We start from the raw sequence: 21,570 nt of genomic DNA on the forward strand, positions 1-21,570 counted from the left end.
CGGCGCGCCGCGGTCATTCGCGGATGACGGCGGCGATCGCGCTCACCTCGATCACTGCGCCCGGGACGCCGAGGCCGGCCACGAGGGCTGCGGTCACCAACGGAGGGGCGCCGTCACGGGCGAGCGTCGCTGCGACGGCACCGTAGGCGGCACGAAGATCGGCATCCTGGTGGATGTAGATCGTCCAGCTGATGACATCGTCGAGGCCTGCGCCCGCCGACTCGAGCGCGATCCGAGCGTTCTGGACCGCTCGGAGCGACTGCTCGGCGGCATCCGTCGAGACGAGCGCGCCCGTCTCATCGACGCCGTTCTGGCCGCCGACGTGGATCGTCGTGGCCCCGGGCGGGACGACGGCGACATGACTGAAGGCGGGGCTCACGACGAGTCCCGCCGGCTGTGCGAGTGTGATCTCCATCTGCAGAGTGTGCACCCGGGGGCGGACATCCGCGAGAGGGTTCGTCGGCGGTGCATCGGGGCGGGCACGGGGCCCGCCCCGACGGGGATCAGCCGACCTTCTTGACCGTGTATCGGAACACGTCCGTGCGGAGCACGTCTCCCGACGTCTTCACGACCTTGATCGTGTGCTCGCCGTCCTTCAGCCCGGTCGCCTCGAACAGGGTCTGATTCGAGACGCGCGACTCGGCGTGGGTGTCGACGCTCTTCACCTTCTTGCCGTCGATGTACACCTCGACGGCTCCCTGGTCGGGTGCCTTCGGGCCGAGCCACGCGACGCCCGTCCCGCGGAACGTGAACGACACGGAGTCGCCGTCGGCCGTGGTGGCGTGGACATCGTCGAGATGGTCTCCGGTGAACGCGAAGTCCAGCGTCGCGTCTCCCACCGGGAGCGCGGCGAGGTACGACGACTTCAGTGTGACCGTCGATCCGGACAGCGTGTAGTCGGCGTCGCGCTCGAGCGGCTCACCGCCGAGGCTGATCGAGGAGAGCTCGCTCGGGTCGCGCAGCACATCGACCGTCACGTCGGCGGGAGCGGCCTTGTTGAACGCACCCGAGGTCGTGCTCAGCTGGCTGTCGAGAGTGACGACGAGCTTGTCGAGCAGCATGAAGGATCCGGACTTCTTGACCACCCGCAGGGTGTGACTTCCGCTCGCGAGATCGGCGACGGCGTAGACCACCTGCTGGGAGAGGCGCCCGTCGGCCGCGGGCAGCGAGGTGTCGACGGTCTCGACCAGCTGTCCGTCGAGGTAGACCTCGACCTCGCCCTGCGATTCGTGCTTCTCGGTGACGTACTGGATCCCGGTTCCCTGGAACGTGTACTCGAAGGCCGCTCCGTTCGTCTCGACATAGTGGACGTCGTCGCCGTGGTCGCCCAGCCCGCGGTTGTTGCTGTCGCCCCAGGACCCGCTGTAGCCGATGCGTGAATCGTCGTCGTTCAGGGTCACTGTCAGCCCGGTGGCGGGCGGTTCGGGCGTGCCTCCACCCGGGGTGTCGGACACCGCGACGGTGAAGGGCTGCGATGTCGCAGGCACCTCGTTGCCGTCGTTGCGCACCCACGCCCCGTCGTAGCCGACCCGCAGCGAGTCGTCGTTGACGGTGAGTGCCGCCTGCTTCGCGGGCGTCACCTTCAGCAGGCGCACGCCGTGGATCGGCACGCTCTCGGCGGTGAAGCCCTCCGCTTCCGATCCCAGGTTCTTGCCGGCCCAGAGATCGCGGACCTTCGCGGAGCCGTCGAGTCCGATGTCGGACCAGTCGACCGTGATGTCGGCGTCTGCGCGGCCCAGGTTGTACAGCGCCACGGTGTAGGTGCCATCCGGGTTCAGTGCGTACCAGACCTGCTGCTTCGTCGTCGTCGAGACGGGGCGAGCGGGCACGCCTGCCTGGTTCACGGCGATGACCTCGCGGTTGGTGATCAGCTCGAGCCCGTACTCGTCGAGGTTCGTCAGATCGTTGCCCAGGTACATCGGCGCCGCGGAGGTCGCCCAGAGCGTCGTCGCGGTGCGGCGTTCGTCGCGCGTGAGGCCGTCCATCTTCCCGTTGCCCACGTTGAGGGAGTCGAGGTCGTTCCAGCCTGCGGGCCCGGCGTGGCGCCACCAGTCCGAGAGCCTCGGGAACAGGCGGGCGACGTTCTCCCAGGTGGTCAGGGCCTCATCGCCGCAGTAGCACTCGACGTCCCAGTCGATGCGCCAGCCGTCTGCATACTGCTTCCAGTAGTCCGCGTAGTCGATGTCGACGGCCCAGGAGAGCTCGAACCAGATGTCGTTGCGGTCGAGCGCCCGAGACCAGGCGGCGACCTCCTCGCGGGCGTCCATCGACAGGTCGCTGATTCCGGAGCCGGGGGTGACGCTGTCGAACTTGATGAAGTCGACTCCCCATTCGCCGAGCAGATCGGCGATCGAGTCGATGTACTTCTCGGTGCAGGGGTTGTCGAAGTCGAGTCGGTACCCGTAGCCCCAGTAGTCGCCCTGCTGGAGAGGCTGCTTGAGCAGATTCTCGGTCGTGCAGCCGGGAGCGCCGTAGATCGGGAGCGCCTTCTGCGCCGTCTCGAGGCTCATCCCGGGAATCAGATACAGACCCACCTTCTGGCCGTTGTCGTGCACGTGGTCGATCACCGCGTCGAGCCCGTCGGGGAACAGCGTCGTGCTGGGAATGGGGCGTCCGTACTCGTCCTGGCCTCCGTTCCAGCCGGCGTCGATGTTGATGTAGTCGTAGCCGTAATCCTGGAGCTTGTCATGCATGGCATCCGACTGAGCCATGATCTGATCGGCGGTGATCCACTGGCCTCCTTCGTACACCTGCATGCTGTAGTTGCTCCAGCCCATGTAGGGGGCGGCCGATCGGTTCGAGATGCCGTCTTCGGTCTCGTCCGCAGGCGTTCGCGTCGCATCCGCCGGTGGCTCCTGCTCCGGGGTGCTCGAGGGAGCAGGTTCCGGTGCCGGCTCTTCAGTCGGTGCCGGCTCTTCGGTCGGTGCCGGGTCTTCGGTCGGGGCCGGGTCTTCCGTCGGCGCGGGAGCCGTCGTCGGCGTCGTCTCAGGCGCCGGAGTCGGTTCCGGTGTCGCCTCGGTGGCCCAGCTCGCGCCAGGTGCCAGAGCGAGGACGATCGCTGTCGCGGCGAGTGCCGCGGTCAACGAGGCCGCTCTCCTTCTCTGTCGGTGTGCGTTCATTGCTTTCCTCTCGTTCGACTGCTCTGTCGGGGGATGGGAAGGAGGTGTGACCGTCAGCCGTCTGCGCGCCTGATCTCGATGAGCATCGCCTGCTGCGGATTGAGCGTCGGCAGGGGTACGCCGGCGGTGACGAGGACGGACCCGGGCATCTCGACCGGGACGGCGACGGCGGCCGTCACCCACTCGGGGTCTCCACCGTGTCTGCTCGACGCGCCGAGATCTTCGCGGATCCGGACGGTGTACGGCGCAGCGGCATCCAGTCCGGGAAAACGCACCCGACCGGACTGGCCCGATGCCGATGTCGTGAACCGGCTCCAGGTGAACAGCGCTTCGGATGCGTCTCGGGCCACGATTCCCGAGAGTGACGTCGCGGGATCCGCGAGGTCCGCGTTGACGACGCGACCGCTGTGCAGCAGGTCGCGGAATTCGCGGTACATCGCGGTCCAGCGGGCGATCGCCGCCAGCTCGCCGTCGTCGACGACGGTGAGGTCCTGCTCGATGCCGGCGTGCGCGGTCAGCGACGTCGCCAGACGGAACGACAGATCGGTGGTGCGGGCGGTGGTGTGCGATCGCGCGGAGCCGAGGTGGGAGCCGATGAGTTCGGGAGGCACGAGGCTGCGCGTCCACCGCTCGATCTGGACGCGTTCGACAGGATCGTTGCAGTCCGAGGCCCAGACACGATCGGTGCGGTCGAGGAGCCCGAGGTCGATGCGTCCGCCGCCGCCCGAGCATGTCTCGATCTCGAGCCCCGGGTGCCGCGACCGCAGCTCGTCGAGCAGGCGGTAGAGCGCGGCCGTCTGCCGGTGCACGCTGGGCCTGTCCCCATCGCCGCCGCGACTGACCGCTTCGAGAAGATCGCGGTTGTGATCCCATTTCAGGTAGTCGATCGAGTGCTCGCGCACGAGAGCGTCGAGACGCGCGAGAAGGTAGTCGTACGCCTCGGGGCGCGCGATGTCGAGAACGTGCTGCGACCGGGATTCCGGGCCGAGGCCCTCGGCCGGACCCAGTACCCAGTCCGGATGGGCGCGCGCGAGATCGGAGTCGAGATTGATCATCTCGGGCTCGAACCAGAGACCGAACTGCATCCCCTGAGCACGCACGACATCGACGAGGGGCCCGAGTCCGTCCGGCCACACCTCATCGTCGACGAACCAGTCGCCCAGGCCGGCATCCGCTTCGCGGCGCCCGCGGAACCAGCCGTCGTCGAGCACGATGCGCTCGACCCCCACCTCCGCCGCACGCTCGATCAGCGCGGTGAGGCGCTCGAGGTCGTGGTCGAAGTAGACCGCCTCCCAGGTGTTGAGCACCAGGGGTCGCGGCGAGCGCGGATGCGTCGGACGCGCGCGCAGGCGCCGGTGGAGTCGGTCGCTGATGGCGTCGAGTCCGCTGTCGGACCAGAGGAACAGCGCCGTCGGTGCGTCGTAGCGGTCGCCGTCTTCGAGGATGATCTCGCCTGGGTGGAGCTCCTCACCGGCTCCGATGACCGAACTGAACACGCCAGCGCCCTCGGGAAGGCGCTCGGCGAGGTACTGCTGTTCACCGCTCCACGCGAGGTGCACGGCCCAGATCTCTCCGTGCCGGAAGCCGAATCCGGCGGTTCCGGCCGCGAGCAGGAAGGGCGAGTCGTGTCCCGGCTTGCCGCGGTGCGCGGCGCGACGGTGGGTGCCGAAGCCGAAGGGCGAACGCTGCGGGGAGCGCTCACGGCACCACTTCCCGGTGAAGTCGAGGATCTCGGTCGCGCGCTCGGGGAGCGGAAGCAGCGACAGCACGGCGCCCACCGTGTAGGGGGTCCGACCGATGCGCGGACTGAGGGCGGCGTCGCGTGCGAGGGACGTGTCGACCGCGAGAACTCCGTGCGGGTCGAGGTGATATGCGAGTTCGGTGCGGATGCCGCTGATCGTGTCGTCGAACCGGAGGACGATGCGCCCGCCGACGCCGTCGGACGGGATCTCGACATCGTGTCCCACGAGTCGAGGTCGGGGGGTCGTGGCGCGTCCGCTCGCGTGACCGGAGAGAGCTGCGGTTCCCGACCAGCCCTCGTACTCGGTGGGCAGTGCGGAGAAGGCACGCGGGATGTCGGGGGAGTTGTTCAGCTGGGCGGGCCCGGCGGTGAGGGCGAGCGCCGAGACGGCTGCGGGATCGAGGTCTCCGAGGTCCGCGCCCCAGTGCAGCACACGGGGGATCGGGTCGGAGATCTGGACGATGAAGGCGGCACCAGCGGCGCGGAGTGCGACGACGGTGTCTGCACGGGAAGTCATGGGATGAGACCCTCCGGTAGTTACTTGACAACGTCAATAAATCACGTTTGAGATGGACGTGCAAGCGATCCCTCGAAATCGCCGACCGGAAATCGAGCGTTTACTTTTTCGGCTCGGCGTGATTTTATTACGACGTAAAGTAATCCTGCCCTGGGAGGGCGATCATGAAGCTCAGTGCTGAGCACGCACCACCGGTCGAGATCTCGCCGCCGAGTCCTCGACGCACCGACGCACGTTCGCGATTCGTCCGCAGCCTGCGCCGCTACTGGCAGCTGTACCTGCTGCTGCTCCTGCCCGTCATCTGGTTCATCGTGTTCCGATACGTGCCGATGGCCAATGCGGTCATCGCGTTCAAGAACTACAACCCCATCGACGGCGTGTGGGGGAGTCCCTGGGTGGGATTCGACAACTTCACCGCACTCTTCCGCAACCCGGTGTTCCCCAAGCTCATCGGCAACACGTTCATCCTCGCGGTCTACACCCTGATCGCGAGCTTCCCGCTGCCGATCATCCTCGCGATCCTGCTCAACGAGGTCCGACTGCGTTTCTTCACCCGCACGGTCCAGCTCGTCACGTACGCGCCGTACTTCATCTCCACCGTCGTGATCGTGTCGATGACGATCCTGCTGCTGTCTCCACGCGTGGGCATCCTGGGCCGGACGCTGAGCTTCTTCGGCGCAGGTCAGGTCGATCTGCTGGCGAGCGCCGACTTCTTCCGGCACATCTATGTGGCGACCGACATCTGGACGACCACCGGGTACTCCGCGGTCATCTACCTCGCCGCCCTCGCGTCCGTGGACACCTCCCTCTACGAGGCCGCCAAGATCGACGGCGCATCACGGCTGCAGAAGATCTGGTACGTCGACCTGCCGTCCCTGCTGCCGACAGCGACGATCATCCTGATCCTCGGGGTCGGCAACATCATGGCGATCGGGTTCGAGAAGGCGTTCCTCCTGCAGAACGCGCTGAACCTCTCGACGTCGGAGATCATCCCGACGTACGTCTACAAGACCGGCATCCTGAACGCCAACTTCAGCCTCGGAGCCACCATCGGACTCTTCAACGCCGTCATCAGCCTCGTGCTCCTGCTCGTCGTCAACGGCATATCCAAGCGAGTGACAGGAAGTGGGCTGTGGTGAGCACCGTGATCAGAGAGCAGCCCCTGCTCACCGAGGAGATCGTCGTCGGATCGGGCTCAGGGCGCGGCCGCCGCCGACGGGACCCCCTGGCCTCCGGGGTGAAGGTGAAGGAGACCAGAGCGGATCGCGTCTTCGTGATCGCCGCCTACCTGCTGCTGACGGTCTTCCTGCTCGTCGTGCTCCTGCCGCTGCTGAACATCGTCGCCAGCTCGTTCTCCAGCCCTCAGGCGGTGTCATCCGGCCGGGTGCTGTTCTGGCCCGTCGACTTCACCCTCCGTGGGTACACCGAAGCTCTCAACAACCCCGCGATCCTCCGCGGATTCGGCAACTCTGTGTTCTACACCGTGGTCGGCACGATCATCAGCGTCGCCGGGACGGTCGCCATCGCGTATCCGCTGTCCCGGGCGAACCTGTTCGGGCGCAAGACCCTCACCGGCGGCGTCGTCTTCACGATGCTGTTCTCCGGCGGAGTGATCCCGATGTACATCGTCGTCCAGTCGCTCGGCCTGCTCGACACCCGATGGTCGATGCTCCTCCCGAACGCGATCGGCGTCTGGCAGGTGATCATCGCGATGGTCTACTTCCGTTCGTCGATCCCCGACGAGGTCTACGAGGCGGCACAGCTCGACGGTGCGAGCGAACTCCGCATCCTCTGGACCATCGTGCTGCCGCTCGCCAAGCCGCTGCTCGCGGTCATCGCGCTGATGTACGCGATCATGCAGTGGAACTCGTACTTCGACGCGCTGCTCTATCTGCGCGACGCCGACCTGCAGCCGCTGCAGCTCGTGCTGCGAGGCATCCTCATCCTCAACGACGGCGGAGGCGGCGGTGACCTGGCCGCCCAGCTCGAACGTCGAGAGCTCGCCGACCTGCTCAAGTACTCGACCGTCATCATCGCCACCGTGCCGATGCTGATCGTGTACCCGTTCGTCGCGAAGCACTTCAGCAAGGGGATCATGGTCGGCGCCGTCAAGGGCTGACCACTCCTCTCACAGACCCACCACACACCCGCACACCTGAACCGGTCAAAGGAGATTCCGGCAATGACACACCGCATCACACGAGGCGCGATCGCGGCGGTCACCGTCGTCGCGACGGGACTGGCGCTCGCCGCCTGCACCCCGGCGAGCGACGACAACGGCCAGCTCGTCGCATTCGGCCCGCAGGGCGAGAACGGCTCGCTCAAGGACAATCTGTTCACCCAGGAGGTCGAGAAGAAGTTCGACATCGACTTCGACTGGCAGACCACGACCTACGACGGCAGCGTCGCGGGGGAGAAGCGACAGATCTCGCTCGCCAGCGGCGACTACCCCGACGCGTACTTCCTCGTGCCGTGGGTCGACGGATTCTCGCGCAATGAGATCCTCAAGTACGGGCAGCAGGGGGTGCTCGTGCCCCTCGAAGACCTCATCGACGAATACGCCCCCAACCTCGCCGAGCGATTCGAAGAGAAGCCCGATTGGAAGCAGTCGGTCACCGCGCCTGACGGCCACATCTACGCGATCACTCAGTGGAGCGAGTGCTTCCACTGCAGCTACCCGTCGAAGCTCTGGATGAACACGACCTGGCTCGACGCCCTGGGACTCGAGCAGCCGACCACCACCGAGGAGCTGCGCACGGTGCTGCGCGCCTTCAAGGACGGCGACCCGAACGGCAACGGTGCCGCCGACGAGGTGCCGCTGAGCGGCTCGGCGTCGGAGCCGATCATCAACTATCTGATGAACGCCTTCACCTATGCGCCGGTCGGCGGACCCTCGAGCCCGCCGCCTCTCGTGCTCGACGGCGATGAGGTCGCGCTGAACGCCACCTCGGACAGCTGGCGGGCGGGGCTGGAGTACATCACGTCGCTGGCGCAGGAAGGGCTGCTCGACACCGGGGCGTTCACGCAGAACGGCGACGCCCTCAAGGCGCTCGGAGACAGCGCGGACGCGCAGATCCTCGGCTCCGCCGTCACGCTGCACCCGTACGTGTTCGTATCGGCGGACTCTCCTGACGGACGTGACAAGAACTACGACGCGGTCGCGCCGATCGCGGGTCCAGACGGCACTCAGCTCGCCACGTGGCGGTCGCCGGTGAATCCGGTGGGCACGTTCGCGCTGACCGACAAGTCGACCGAGGACGAGCGCATCGAGGCCATCAAGCTGCTCGACTACCTCGCGACGGACGAGGGCCAGATCCGCGCGTCGATGGGACCGGAGGGGGAGGCATGGGTGCCCGCGGTCGACGGCGACCTCGCGCTCGACCCCGAGCTCGAGCCGACATTCCGTCCCATCACGTATGACGAGACCTCCAACGCCGCGTGGCGTTCGATGTCGCAGTACTGGGACTCGCTGGAGTTCCGCAACGCCCAGGTCGTGCCGGAGGACATCTACACGCCCGACGGATACGAGCGACGTCTGCTCTACGCGACGCAGGAGTACGAGCCCTTCCAGCCCGACGAGAGCGTGATCTTCCCGATCGAGAAGCTGTGGCCCGACCTCGAGACCTCGGCCGAGCTCGCGGAGCTGCAGACGAACATCGCCACCTACATCACGCAGGCCCAGGCGGAGTTCGTCACGGGGCAGCGCGACATCACGGACGACGGCGCGTGGGACGCGTACGTCGCCGACATCGAGGGCCTCGGGCTCGCACGCTACCTGGAGCTGCTGCAGACCGCGTACGACGCACTCTGATCGACACGGGATGCGCGGGACGGATCATCCGTCCCGCGCATCTCTGCATTGCGGACCGTGGCGGGCCGGGCGCGAGAAGGGGACGGATGCCGATGGCATCCGTCCCCTTTCTTCCGCTCGTCCCGAACGGTCAGCGCACGAGCGACTGGATGGCGGCGGCGGATGCGCCTCGCGCCCAGTCCTCGAAGGTGTGCGGACGGGTCAGGATGCGGCAGCGCGCCGCAGCGCCGAACGCGTGCGCCTCGAACGCGTCGTGCAGGGTCTTCTCGAACAGGTCGAAGTCCGAGACGCCCTCGCCGCCGATGATGACGACCTCGGGACCGGTGAGGTTCACGAGGGTGGCGATGGCCGTGCCGATGAGGCGGGCGGCTTCGCGGAACGCGGCGTCGGCGTCGGCGTCTCCGGCGTGGGCGAGAGCCACGGCTTCATCGATCGCGACCGGCCGGCCGAGGGCACCGGAGACCGCCGCCTCGATCGCTCCGGTCGAGGCGGCGGCCTCGACGCAGCCGCGACGCCCGCACGGGCAGACGAGTGCCGGATCGGCGAGCGGCAGGTGCCCGATCTCGCCCGCGACACCGAACGCGCCGCTCACGACCTCTCCGTTGAGGTGCAGTCCGCTGCCGATCCCGCGTCCGATGGTGACGATCGCGAACGAGGCGGTGCCGAGCCCGACACCGAACCAGTGCTCTCCGATCGTCAGCGCGTGCACGTCGTTCTCGAGCGTGACGGGCCAGGGAAGGCGCTCCTGGAGCAGGTCGCCGAGCGGCACGTCCGCCCACCCCATGATGTTCGACTCGCGCACGATCCCGGTGATGCTGTCGACGTCACCCGACACCGACACTCCGACTCCCGCGATGGCCGACGCGCTCTCGCCGAGCTCGGCCGCGAGCGCGGCGACGACGTCGGAGATGGCGTCGATGACGGTGTGCGGATCGTCGGCGGGAAGCGCACGACGGGTGCTGGCGAGCACGGTCGTGGCGAGATCGGTCGCGACGGCGATGATCTCGTCGACGTTGACCTTGACGCCGATCATGACCATCGACTCGAGGACGATGGAGACGGGGCTCACCGGGCGTCCGGGGGTGCCGTCGCGGTGCGAGGCGGGCGGCGCGTCGACGAGGCCGGCCGCGACGAGCGGGGCCACCGCCTTCGTGACGGCGGCCTGGGAGAGCCCCGTCTGGCGGGCGATGTCGATCCGGCTGATGGGACTGCGCGTCAGGATCGTCTCGAAGACCCGTGATCCCGCGTCGGACGCCGAGCGGATCAGGGTGGTTCGCGCTGCGGTGTCGTGGTCCATCAGGTCCTTCGTGTCGTGTCGGCTATCGTAGCGAATCCGCCGTGAGGCGGTCGGCTGTGCAGGCCCAGGTGCTCGGCCGCGAACTCCAGGGCGTTCTCCTCGTCGAGGTCTCCGCCGCCCTCGTGCCCGTTGTACGGCCACAGGACCACGGTCTTATGGCCGCCGTACGCGGCGAATGCGGGCAGCACGGTCTCGGGCGGCGCGATGCCGTCGAGGAGTCCCGTGCTCAGCAGAGCCGGGGCCGTCGCACGCTTCGCGTGGTTGATCCCGTCGAAATATCGGAGCGTCTCGAGAGCCGCTGCGGCGTCGCCGCGCCGATCCGCGAAGTACTGGGTGAGCAAGGTGTACGGGTGCTCGGTGCTCAGCGTGGCGGCCCGGTCGAGTTCACAGAGGAAGGGTGCCTGCACGATCGCGACGGCGAGGTCGGGGACCAGGCCGGCGATCGCCAGCGCGATCCCGCCTCCCTGGCTCGCGCCCACCGCACCCACGCGATCCGCGTCGACGACGTCGACGGCACGGAGCGCGTCGACGGCTCGCACGGCATCCGCATACACCCTGCGGTAGTAGTACTCCTGAGGCGAGCGGATGCCGCGGGTGAGGAATCCGCCGGCGGACGGACCGCCGTCGGCATGATCGTCATCGGTGTCGCCGTGTCCCTGCCCCCGCGCGTCCACCACCAAGTGCGCGTAGCCCGCGGCAGCCCATCGCAGATCGCGCAGGGCATGACCTCGGCCGTTGCCGTAGCCGAAGAACTGCACGAGCCCGGGGAGGGGCTCCGCGGCACCGTGCGGCACGCGCAGCCAGGCATGGATCGGTGTTCCGCCGTACCCGCGGAACGACACGTCGTACACGTCTATCTGAGTGAGACGCGTGGGCATCGGGGTCACGGAGAGGTCGAGCGGAAAGCTCCGAGTGCGAGCGATCGTGTCCGCCCAGAAGGCATCGAAGTCATCAGGCTCGGTCTGCGTGGTGGGGGCGACGACTTCACGCACCTCACCGCGCACGGGACTCCTCCTGGTCGGCCGACGCGGAGAAGAGAAGATCATGATCGGCGAAATCGATCCGAGCGCCCGTCGGCACAGCGATGATCGCCTCCCGCTCGCCGTTCGAGACGGAGACCTCCCTGTCGCGCTCGCCGGGGTTGCGGAGAGCACCCGAGATCACCCGCCCGTCCGCCCAGGCGAGGTCGAGCACGAGGCCAGGTCGCACGGCGATGCCCTGGACGTCTCCGTGGGTCCAGGATGCGGGGAGCGCGGGAAGCAGACGCACTGTGCCGCCGTGGCTCTGCACGAGCATCTCGGTGATCGCGGCGGGGAATCCGAGGTTGCCGTCGATCTGGAAGGGCGGATGCGTGCTGAGGAGGTTGGGGAGCAGGCCTCCCCACTCCGAGCCGTCGACGGGCCCGTGCCGCGTGGCGTCGCCGTCGAACGGCGTCAGCGCCTCCTCGAGCAGCGATGCGGCGATGTCGCCCTGCCGTGCCCTGGCGCGCAGTGCCACCTTCCACGCCCACGACCAGCCCATGGCTCCCGGCCCGCGTGCGTCGATGAGCGCCACAGACGCGTCGAACAGCTCCGGAGTCTGCTCGGGCGTCACCTGGTCGAGCGGGAAGAGTCCGACCACGGGGGAGAGGTGCCGATGCAGCGGTTCATGCTCGTCGACCTCTTCGGACCATTCGAGCAGTCGGCCGTCGGAGCCGACACGCAACGGAGCGAGGGCTGCCAGCGCCTCGCGCACCTCGGCTTCCAGTGCGTCGTCGATGCCGAGTCGGCGGATCGCGACGAGCGCGCGCTCGAAGAGCGAGCCGATGAGGCTGAGATCCGACGTCGCGGTCAGGCCGAGCGGCGTCGGCAGACCGTCGGCGGCCACATAGGAGTTCTCGGGGGCCGTCGACGGCGAGGTGTGCAGGTACCCGTCGGGGCCCGGAGTCAGCCAGTCGAGGCAGAACTCCACCGCGCCCCGCATCAGCGGCCAGATGCGAGCGCGGAGCAGCTCATCGTCGCCACCGAACTCGTACGCGTCCCAGAGGTTGTGGGTGAGCCAGACTCCGCCCATCATCCAGATCGCCCAGCTCGCCGCCCCGTGCCCGTCGCCGACCGGCAGGCTCCACCCCCAGACGTCGCTGTTGTGATGGGCGACCCATCCGCGCGTTCCGTACAGCTCCCTGGCGGTGTCGGAGCCGGTGCGGGCGAGGCGCTCGACGAGGGAGATCAACGGCTCGAGGACATCAGGATCGAGCAGCATCGGCGCCGCCCAGTAGTTCATCTCGGTGTTGATGTTGATCGTGTAGTTCGACGACCAGGCCGGTTGCAGCTGGTCGTTCCAGATCCCCTGCAGGTTGGCCGCAGGGCTGCCGGCACGAGAGCTCGACGCGAGGAGGTACATACCGAATTCGGCGGCGATCGTCGCGCGGAGCAGGGGGTCGGAGCCGCGGAGAACGTCGCGATCGACGCTCCACTCGCCCTCACGCCGACTGCCGATCGCGAATCGCGCCCGAGTCATGCGGCGCCGGTCGGCGACGTGTTCGGCGAGGAGAGACGAGGCGTCGCGCTGAGCCGCGGCCTCCGCCCTCTCTCGTGCGCGATCCCGGATCGCCTCGCGTGAGGCGATCCGCCAGTCCCCGTCGGCGTCGGCCCACCACGACCCGGCGCGCGACGAAGTGGACAGGGCGATCAGCAGGCGGCGGGCATGGCGGACGACGATGCGATCGTCGTGGCGACCCACCTCGCCATCCGAGTCGAGGGAGACGGCGACGGCCGCGTAGGCGTCGAACTCGGCATCGTCGTCGGCGTAGCGCAGGGGGTCGACGGAGTCCTCGTGCAGCGGGGCGCCGTCGATCGGAACCTGCACATCCAGCACGAGCGCGTCGACGACGCGACCGCGGAGCGGGGTGAACAGCTCGACGGTGGTCTCGAACTCGTCGTCCGAGGTGAGCTCGATGATCAGGGCGTGAGCCGGAGCCGAGACCCAGGACCGTCGCGTCACTCGGCCGGCGGGGGTGCGCAGTGACTCGACGAGGGTTGCCCTGTCGAGATCGAGGATGCGAGCGGGGACGGTCTCATCCGATCGAGCGTCCGCCACGCGCACGAGCAGATCGGCGAGAGGGAGGAACTCCTGCGAGTAGGGGCCCTCGAACGCCATCAGCAGCTCCTCCGCCCGGCGCACGTCGGCGGCAGCGAGGGCCTCACGGACGGCCGCGAGCCGTTCGGGGCCTGCACCCCCGTCACGCACCTTCTGCAATGCGCGCGCGGGGCCGTCGGGCGTTCCCGACCAGATCGTCGAGTCGTTCAGCTGATAGTGGCCGTCGGAGCCGCCGAACGCCATCGCGCCGATGCGGCCGTTGCCGAGGGGCGTCGCCTCCTCCCAGCGGGTGGCGGGGGCGTCCCAGGTGAGGCGCAGGGTGTCGGTCATCGCACTCCGGTGTGTTCGATCGATCTCGATGTCACCGTCAGCGTAGGCGGCATTAATTGCCGCTGTCAAGTAATCCGACCGCCCTGCGCCTGACCAGGTCAGAACTGCAGGAGAACCTTGCCCACCCGGCCCGCGGTGTTGCTTGCGCGGACTGCCTCTGCGGCATCCGCCGCATCGAAGACGCCGGCGACGGGCAGGGTCAGCGTGTCGTCGCTGACGCGCTGGATCAGTTCGCCGAACAGGGCGCCGCGCGTGCCGGCATCCATGGTCTGGATCACCTTGCTGCCCCAGAAGCCCTTGACGGTCGCCTGCTTGAAGATGACGTCGCCCGAGGCGATCTCCATCGTGGGGGAGTTCATGGCACCGAACGCGACGAGAGTGCCACCCTCGCCGAGGAGCGACAGGACGTCGCCGGCCGACGAGCCGCCCACCGAGTCGATGCCGAAGGCGACGTGCGCGCCACCGGTGATCGCGGCGACCTGCTCGCGCCAGTCGTCCGCATCCGTGGAGACCACGTTCTCGATGCCCTGCTCGCGCAGTTCATCGACCCCGGCCGAGCGCCGGACGAGCCCGATGACGTTGACGCCACGAGCGGCGCCGAGCTGTGCCAGCATGCGACCGACCGCGCCGTTCGCCGCGTTCTGGACGATCCAGTCGCCCTTCTCGGCGCCCAGGAAGTGCAGCAGGCTGATGGTGCTGAACGGCATCGACACGAGCTGCGCGGCGCTCTCGTCGCTGAGCGACTCCGGCACGGGGATGAGGCCCGCGGCGTTCGCGACGACGTACTCCGCCCAGGCGCCGAAGGTGCCGCCCGTCGCGACGCGCTGACCGACGGAGAGATCGTCGACACCCTCGCCGAGAGCATCCACGATTCCCAGAGCCTCGGTGCCCGAAGCTGCCGGGAGCTCCGGCTTGAAGCCGTAGGTGCCGCGGATCGTCCACAGGTCGTGGTTGTGGATGGGGGAGAGGACGATCTTCAGTCGGACCTGGCCGGGGCCGGGCTCCGGCGTCGGACGCTCGGTGACGGTGAGGACCTCTTCGGGTTCGCCGAAGGTCTCGTGGGTGAGGGCGCGCATGATGTTCTCCTTGTGGGATCGGTCGTGGTGGAGGTCGAGCGGGATCAGTCGTCGGAGACGGTGATCGCGACGTCGATGTTGCCGCGCGTCGCGTTGGAGTACGGGCAGACCTGGTGGGCGGCGTCTGCGAGCGCCTGAGCCTGCTCGTGCGGAAGGTCGGGGATGACGACCTCGAGCTGCACGGCGAGGCCGAATCCGCCCTCGCCGTTCGACCCGATCTGCACGCGGGCCCCGACCGACGAATCGGTGATCTTCACCTTCTGCGCACGTGCGACGGTCTGCAGTGCGGAGTGGAAGCAGGCGGCGTACCCGGCCGCGAACAGCTGCTCGGGGTTGGCGCCGTCGCCGCTGCCGCCCATCTCCTTCGGGATGGCGAGGTCGAGGTCGAGTCGGCCCTCGCCCGTGGTGACGCGGCCGTTTCGTCCGGCTCCGGTGGCGAGTGCTTCGGCGGTGTAGAGAGCGTCCATCGTGTGGACTCCTTCCGGGTTGGGGTCAGTCGGCGAGCTGCAGGCGTGCGGTGAGCTCCTGCAGCTCGGTGATCAGGCGGTGACGCTGGTCGTCGTCCTGCATTCCGGCGAGGGCGGCGATCTTGGTGTGAACCGGAGCGACTTCAGTGCGCAGAGCCATGCCGGTGTCGGTCAGTCGCACGGTGACGACGCGCTCATCGGCCGAGCTGCGGACCCGCGCGACGTAGCCCGCCTGCTCGAGGCGGCGGACCAGGGGGGAGAGGGTGCCGGAGTCGAGCTGCATGGCGTCGCCCAGCGAGCCGATCGTCTGCTCGCCCTCCATCCAGAGGATCGCGAGCACGAGGTACTGCGGGTAGGTCAGACCCCACGGGGCCAGGAGGGCACGGTACGCCTGCGTCGTCGCTCGGGCGGCGGAGTACAGCGAGAAGCACACCATCTCATCGGTCACGGCCATACCTCGAGTATTGCACGCGATTAAATTGTGCACAACCTATCTGAACTCGTCGACGAGACGACGTCGTTCGCTCACAGGAGCCCTGAGATGCCCTTCTGCAGCTGGAGGGCGCCGATCACGAGCAGCAGAGCGGCGTTCATCACGTGGGTGTTTCCGGCGACCCATCGTCGGGCGGAGTCGAGCAGCGGCTGCGAGCGCTCGCCTCGGATCGCGACGTAGAACACCGGCACCGCGATGGGCAACGTCCCGACGACCACGAACGCCAGGGCGACCCAGACCGCGTCGTCGCCGACCTGCGCGAGCGAGATGTCGAGCGCTGCGATGATGGCGCAGGACGCGTCGACGGGGTTCAGCACGAAGAGCGCCAGCCCGAGGAATCCGGTGCGCACCGGCCGGAACGTCTCGACGGCATGCAGCCACCCCGGCAGCTGCGGAGCGGCCGCGACCACTTGCTGCGGCGAGGATGCGGCGGCCATCTGACGGATGCGCGCAGAGCCCTTGCGGTAGACCCAGACGGCGGCGCCCGCGAGGAACAGTCCGATCAGCAGACGGAGGATCGGCACCCAGAGCGGCGGTTCGCGAAGCCCGTGCACCTCGAAGACGGTGAAGAGCCAGAGAGCCAGTGTCAGGAGGCCGGCGAGCCCCACCACCCACCCGATCAGGAACGCGATGCCGTTCGCACTCGCTCGTCGGGATAGCAGCACGGCCACCAGAGCCATGATCGCCAAGGGGCTGAGGACGACTCCGAGCGCGACGGGGATGAGCGTGACCAGCAGCTCACCCATGGCCGGCTTCATCCGTCATCGCGAACCTCCCCGCGCACGAACCGACGCGCTGATCTCAGAGTGCACCGAGGACGGCGCGGATGGCGGGTCTCTCACCCCATGCGGGTGAGGGCTCGCGGGACGGCGTCGTCGGTGACGTGGCGACGTGGAATCGCTCCCACCGACCGTGATCGTCAGGGAGACACGCTCTTGTCCGATATACCGGCCATCGCTAAGTTGAGGGCATGGCCTCCCCCACGCGCCTGTCTCGTCCTGTACCCGCTGTGCGCTTCCGCCCTCCGGAACGACAACCGGGAGGTGTGCGGCGAGCGCGAGTGAACGATGCACTGATCGAGGCGGCGAGAGGACGGCATCTCAGCGTCGTCAGCGCTCCGAGCGGGTACGGCAAGACGACGGCGGTCGCCGAATGGGCATCCGGCACCGACGAACTCGCCTGGCTCGCTCTGACTCCGTCGGATGCTGAACCCGGGTTCCTCGCGCAGGGAGTGGTCGATGCGCTCATCGTCGGCAGTGAGAGAGCGGGCCGCTCCCTCGCCCTCACACGCGGTCTCCTCGACCCGATGCGTGCCTACGCCGAGATCTGCGAGGGCCTCGAGACGGTCGACGACATCGTGCACCTCGTCATCGACGACGCGCAGCGCGCCGGTGAGCACTGGCGAGACGGACTGCTCGGACTGCTGGCCGAACAGCCGCCGGACAATCTCCACCTGGTGCTCGTGGGAACGACCCTTCTGGACATCACGCTGTCGCGGGAGCATCTGATGGACCCCGGCGCCTTCGTCGGATCCGACACACTGCGCTTCACGCGGTCCGAGATCGAGCGGATCGAGGGCGTGGGGGCGACGGGACTGGACGCGGAGACGATCCTGCGCGAGACGCACGGATGGCCGATCGCCGTGAAGCTCGTGGCGATCGGCGGGGCGCGCCCCTCATCCGACGCCGCCACGGCATCCGCGTTCCTCGGCGACTACGTGCGCGACCACGTGCTCAGCGCGCTGCCTGACGAGACCAGAGAGTTCGTGCTCGATGCCGCCATCTGCCATGAGCTCACGCCAGACCTCGCGAGCGCTGTGACCGGGCGTGCCGATGCGGCGTCGCTGCTCGACGACTGCGTGAGGCTCGGGCTCTTCCTCGACCGGTTCGAGGCGCCGCACGGTGTCGTCTACCGCTGGCATGGCTCGTTCGCCCGGCAGTGCATCGAGATCGCTCGCAAGGATCCCGAGCGCAGTGCCGAGCGTCACAGACGCGTGGCGCAGTTCTGCGAGGTCACCGATCCGCTGATGTCGGTCGCGCACTCGCTGCGGGCGAACGATCTGACGCAAGCCAGAGTCACCTTCATGCGCCACTGGATGCGTCTGGTCATGGGAGTGTGCGCGGCCGAGGTCGAGCGCCTCGCCACCGTCCTGCTGGGCTATCTTCCGGACGACGCCGAGGTCTTCGCCGTCCGGGCTTGCGCGACGGATGTGCTAGGAGAGCATCACCTCGCGCGCGAGCTGCTCGATCGCGCCGAGGCCGCGCACCGGCGGGCCGGGGGAGGATGCTCGACGACCCTCGCGATCGCACAGCTGTTCGTCGCCGATGATCGTGAGCACGCGATGTCGGCGGGTTCCACGTTGCGCTCGCTGCTCGCCAGCTCGAAAGACCTCGCGGTCGACCGCGCCGCGGTCAACTACCTCATCGGATGGTCGGAGATCCGGCATCCCACCAATCCCACGCTTCCGGCCGAGTACTTCGGCGCCGCAGCCCGAGAGATCGAGGGCTCCGGCGACGTGGGGCTGTGGAAGCGGGCGCTCGGTCACCTCGCGTTCGGCCAGACCTGGGAGGGGCGTTTCACGGATGCGGAGAGAACCCTCGCCGAGATCCAGGCTCCCGGCACCGCGCTGTCGGCCGCGATCGGCTATGCCGGCGGCAGCACTTCAGCAGCAGCCGGTCTGGTCGCCTACTGGGCGGGTGAGACCGACGATGCGGTGCGGCACTTCGAGGCGGTGCTTCTGACCAGCGGGCATGACCCGTCATTCACGGCGGTCGCACGGATGATGCTGGCGTACGCGGCCGCAGAGGGAGGCGACGCCGCAGCATGCCGACGGGCTGCGATCGGCGTCCAGGACATCCCCCTCGAACTGCTCCACGGCGTCTCGTGGCCCGTGTTCCGAGAGTCGGCCATCGCACTCCTCGAGGAGGCCGTAGGAAACGAGGAGCGAGCCCTGCGGATCGCTCGCCGACACCTGGCGATCCCCGACCTCCCCGTCATCGGCGTCGCGCTCGCCGGGGTGCTCCGCCGGGGTGGAGACTACGCCGCAGCGTTGGAGATGCTGCGATCCATGCGCATCTTCGCGGAGGTCTCGTACGTCAAGTCGTCGACGCTGATCACGGCCGCGGTCATGCGCCGTCACGTGGGCGATCACGACAAGGCGCATGACCTGTGCGAGGCGGCGATCGCGGTCGCGTCGGGCGAGAACGTGCGTCTGCCGTTCGGGCGCCGGGAGACGGCTGTCCGGCGACTCCTCAGCGAGCACGTGCACCATGGCTCCGAATTCGAGGACTTCATCGGCCGATGCCTGGCATCGGATGCAGCGAGTCCCGTGACCGGCTCGCTGTCCGACCGTGAGAGAGACGTCTTCCGGCAGCTGCAGACCTCTCGCACCCTCCCGGAGATCGCGAGCGAGCTGGGCCTGTCCATCAACACGGTGAAGACCCATCAGCGGTCGATCTATCGCAAGCTGGCGGTGTCGTCGCGGCGGGAGGCCGTGCGGACCACGCTGTGAGGCGCAGGTCCCGCACGCGGGCGATCACACCTCAGGTGCGGCGACGCGCGCGCTCCCAGACGGCGTTGGCCGTCGCCGCGGACACGGAATAGGTTCCGATGAGCGGGTGGCCGAGACGGGCGAGGTCGGAGGAGAGCTGTGCGAACCACATCGGCTCCACGAGAACCACGGCTGCCCAGGCGCCGACAGGGAGCTCCATCGCGATGCGCCGGGCGTCGTCGCTGCCGACCAGGCCTGCGATCTGCAGTGACAGGCCGGCGAGCGAGAACTCGGCTTCGTCGATCTCGGTGAGGTCGTAGCCCCCTTCGCTCCGTCGATGCAGGAGGAAGAAGTCGAGCAGCTGCACCGTGCTGCTCTCGACCTGGCGCAGCAGCGACTCGAGCAGTGCAGGACTGGGACGGTCGGAGCCGATCCTCACGACGAGGATCTGCACATCCCCGAGTTCGCGAGGCATCTGTCCGCCCGCCCCAGTCTCGGCTGTCAGGCCAGGGCCCGGGCCTTGATGGAGGCGAACTCCGCCTCGGTGATGGTTCCGGAGGCCAGGAGCTTTGCCGCCTTGTCGATCTCGTCGCTCGGGCTGCTGCCTGCGACGCTGCGGATGTAGCTGTCGGCCGCGTGCTGCTGCGCCTGCATGGACGAGACGTTGCGCTCTGCCATGCCGGGGCCGCGGGCGATCAGGTACACCAGTGCGGTGAGGAAGGGCACGAAGACCAGGAAGATTATCCACAGCGCTTTGAGCCATCCGTTCAGCGCATGGTCACGGAACAGGTCGGCGACGATGTTGAAGAGCACCATCAGGTAGGAGATGAATACGAAAGCCCAGAAGAACCACCAGATGATGGCCCAGAAGCTATCCCATATGGACATTGCAGACTCCTCTCGTTGAGTTTCTGTCTGTGGTGATAGTGGCACCGAGCATCATCGAAATCGCCGCTCCCTCACCCGGAGCGGGCGAGCGGCCGCCCGGACCCGTCCGGACGCCTCGATACAGTCCTCGTGTGGATGTGACCGACCCGCAGGATCCTGTGGCCGCGCCGACGACTCCGTCGCGGTGGGGTCGTCTGCAGCGAGTGCTCCCGGCGCATCCGCTGCGCTCGGGTTTCGCGGTCGCCCTCGGAGTGCTTCTCGCGATGGCGCTCGCCGCCACCATCGCGGGCATCTCCACCGTGCTGATGTCGATCTTCCTCGGCGTCTTCCTCGCCCTCGGGCTCGATCCGGCGGTGCGGGCGCTGGAACGCCGCGGCGTGCGCCGCCCCATCGGCGTCGCGATCGTCGCGGTCGCCTTCCTGCTGCTCGTCGTCGCGATCCTTCTCGTCGTCGTTCCGGCCATCGTGCGTCAGCTCGCAGCGGTGGTCGTCGGCGCGCCCGAGACGATCGAGTCGATGCAGCAGAGCCAGTGGTACCTCGATCTCGAACGCAATCTCGGCGTCGACCTCTCGGCAGTGGTCGCGGAGGGGGTGCAGTCGCTCACGACCCTGTCATCGTTCCTGACGATCTCGGGCGGGGTCCTGAAAGCGGGATTCGGAGTCATCGGGGCGGTGTCGAGCTTCGTGATGGTCTCGGTGCTGACGCTCTACTTCGTCGCGTCGCTGGAGAGCATCAAGCAGTCAGCCGCTCGGCTCGTCCCCGCCTATCGGCGAGCGAGCTTCTCACGACTGCTCGACGAGGTGACGTCGTCGGTGGGCGGGGTGGTCGCCGGGGGAGTCACGCTGTCGTCCATCAATGCGGCCGTGGTGCTCGTCCTCCAGCTGCTCGTGGGGTCGCCCGCGCCCGCGGTGCTGGCGATCGCCGCGTTCTTCGTCACCCTCGTGCCGATGATCGGGTCACTGGTCTTCCTCGTGATCGGCGGCATCGCCACGCTGTTCGTGAGCCCGACGGCTGCGCTGATCTTCATGATCGCGTACTTCGCCTACATCCAGATCGAGGCCTACGTCGTGACGCCGCGGGTGATGGGTCGCGCTGCCGCCGTGCCGAGCGTGCTCGTGATCATCGGCGCGATGATCGGCGCCACGCTTCTCGGTCTGCTCGGGGCGCTCGTCGCGATCCCGATCACCGCATCGATCCTGATCGTCATCCGCCAGGTGTGGATCCCGCGCCAGGACAGCGAGACGACGCCGCCGATCGAGTGAC

General features: G+C 68.1%; 17 protein-coding genes. 5 read left to right on the top strand and 12 right to left on the bottom strand.

The window, feature by feature from the left end:
- Nucleotides 1–13: 13 nt before the first annotated feature.
- From BEP68_RS05625 to BEP68_RS05635, 3 genes are all read right to left on the bottom strand, one after another.
- Entirely contained in the window at nucleotides 14–415 is a 402-nt protein-coding gene (locus tag BEP68_RS05625; RefSeq protein ID WP_187249465.1) for a RidA family protein, read from the bottom strand.
- An 88-nt stretch (nucleotides 416–503) separates the two neighbouring features.
- A complete protein-coding gene (locus BEP68_RS05630) occupies nucleotides 504–3,083 on the bottom strand; it encodes a X2-like carbohydrate binding domain-containing protein (RefSeq protein ID WP_261987727.1) in 2,580 nt (859 codons plus the stop codon).
- An 89-nt stretch (nucleotides 3,084–3,172) separates the two neighbouring features.
- On the bottom strand, nucleotides 3,173–5,377 hold the full coding sequence (locus BEP68_RS05635) for an alpha-galactosidase (RefSeq protein ID WP_187249467.1): 2,205 nt from the start codon (nucleotides 5,375–5,377) through the stop codon (nucleotides 3,173–3,175).
- Between the two features lie 164 nt (nucleotides 5,378–5,541).
- Here BEP68_RS05635 and BEP68_RS05640 point away from each other — a divergent pair, with 164 nt between their 5' ends.
- From BEP68_RS05640 to BEP68_RS05650, 3 genes are all read left to right on the top strand, one after another.
- On the top strand, nucleotides 5,542–6,516 hold the full coding sequence (locus BEP68_RS05640) for an ABC transporter permease (protein WP_082297779.1): 975 nt from the start codon (nucleotides 5,542–5,544) through the stop codon (nucleotides 6,514–6,516).
- A complete protein-coding gene (locus BEP68_RS05645) occupies nucleotides 6,513–7,496 on the top strand; it encodes a carbohydrate ABC transporter permease (protein WP_233277305.1) in 984 nt (327 codons plus the stop codon). Before BEP68_RS05640 ends, BEP68_RS05645 begins: the two co-directional genes overlap by 4 nt.
- 63 nt (nucleotides 7,497–7,559) lie before the next feature.
- Entirely contained in the window at nucleotides 7,560–9,188 is a 1,629-nt protein-coding gene (locus BEP68_RS05650) for an extracellular solute-binding protein (RefSeq protein ID WP_187249468.1), read from the top strand.
- Nucleotides 9,189–9,318: 130 nt separating this feature from the next.
- Here the strand turns inward: BEP68_RS05650 and BEP68_RS05655 are convergent, their stop codons facing one another.
- From BEP68_RS05655 to BEP68_RS05685, 7 genes are all read right to left on the bottom strand, one after another.
- On the bottom strand, nucleotides 9,319–10,485 hold the full coding sequence (locus BEP68_RS05655; protein ID WP_083569309.1) for an ROK family transcriptional regulator: 1,167 nt from the start codon (nucleotides 10,483–10,485) through the stop codon (nucleotides 9,319–9,321).
- Nucleotides 10,485–11,489, bottom strand: coding sequence for an acetylxylan esterase (locus BEP68_RS05660; protein ID WP_315985274.1), 1,005 nt, complete (start codon nucleotides 11,487–11,489; stop codon nucleotides 10,485–10,487). Before BEP68_RS05660 ends, BEP68_RS05655 begins: the two co-directional genes overlap by 1 nt.
- Complete coding sequence (locus tag BEP68_RS05665) at nucleotides 11,479–13,893, bottom strand: glycosyl hydrolase family 95 catalytic domain-containing protein (protein WP_187249470.1); 2,415 nt, start codon at nucleotides 13,891–13,893, stop codon at nucleotides 11,479–11,481. Before BEP68_RS05665 ends, BEP68_RS05660 begins: the two co-directional genes overlap by 11 nt.
- A 98-nt stretch (nucleotides 13,894–13,991) precedes the next feature.
- Entirely contained in the window at nucleotides 13,992–14,969 is a 978-nt protein-coding gene (locus BEP68_RS05670) for a zinc-binding dehydrogenase (protein WP_187249471.1), read from the bottom strand.
- A 44-nt stretch (nucleotides 14,970–15,013) separates the two neighbouring features.
- Nucleotides 15,014–15,436, bottom strand: a complete 423-nt coding sequence (locus tag BEP68_RS05675; protein ID WP_053095718.1) for an organic hydroperoxide resistance protein — start codon at nucleotides 15,434–15,436, stop codon at nucleotides 15,014–15,016.
- A 25-nt stretch (nucleotides 15,437–15,461) separates the two neighbouring features.
- Nucleotides 15,462–15,890: a MarR family winged helix-turn-helix transcriptional regulator gene (locus BEP68_RS05680; RefSeq protein ID WP_187249472.1), complete on the bottom strand. Its 429-nt coding sequence runs from the start codon at nucleotides 15,888–15,890 to the stop codon at nucleotides 15,462–15,464.
- A gap of 71 nt (nucleotides 15,891–15,961) precedes the next feature.
- Entirely contained in the window at nucleotides 15,962–16,675 is a 714-nt protein-coding gene (locus BEP68_RS05685) for a GAP family protein (protein ID WP_187249473.1), read from the bottom strand.
- 314 nt (nucleotides 16,676–16,989) lie between these two features.
- Between BEP68_RS05685 and BEP68_RS05690 the strand changes: the two genes are divergently transcribed.
- Complete coding sequence (locus BEP68_RS05690) at nucleotides 16,990–19,440, top strand: LuxR C-terminal-related transcriptional regulator (RefSeq protein ID WP_315985275.1); 2,451 nt, start codon at nucleotides 16,990–16,992, stop codon at nucleotides 19,438–19,440.
- A gap of 31 nt (nucleotides 19,441–19,471) precedes the next feature.
- Here the strand turns inward: BEP68_RS05690 and BEP68_RS05695 are convergent, their stop codons facing one another.
- Nucleotides 19,472–19,894 (bottom strand): DUF6325 family protein, encoded by a 423-nt coding sequence (locus tag BEP68_RS05695; RefSeq protein WP_053095722.1) that lies wholly within the window; start codon nucleotides 19,892–19,894, stop codon nucleotides 19,472–19,474.
- Between the two features lie 26 nt (nucleotides 19,895–19,920).
- A complete protein-coding gene (locus BEP68_RS05700; protein WP_053095723.1) occupies nucleotides 19,921–20,307 on the bottom strand; it encodes an SHOCT domain-containing protein in 387 nt (128 codons plus the stop codon).
- Between the two features lie 131 nt (nucleotides 20,308–20,438).
- Here BEP68_RS05700 and BEP68_RS05705 point away from each other — a divergent pair, with 131 nt between their 5' ends.
- Nucleotides 20,439–21,569, top strand: a complete 1,131-nt coding sequence (locus BEP68_RS05705) for an AI-2E family transporter (RefSeq protein WP_187249475.1) — start codon at nucleotides 20,439–20,441, stop codon at nucleotides 21,567–21,569.
- Nucleotide 21,570: the final 1 nt, after the last annotated feature.

Origin of the sequence: Microbacterium sp. 4-7 (assembly GCF_014332665.1) — a bacterium.
Lineage (GTDB): Bacteria > Actinomycetota > Actinomycetes > Actinomycetales > Microbacteriaceae > Microbacterium.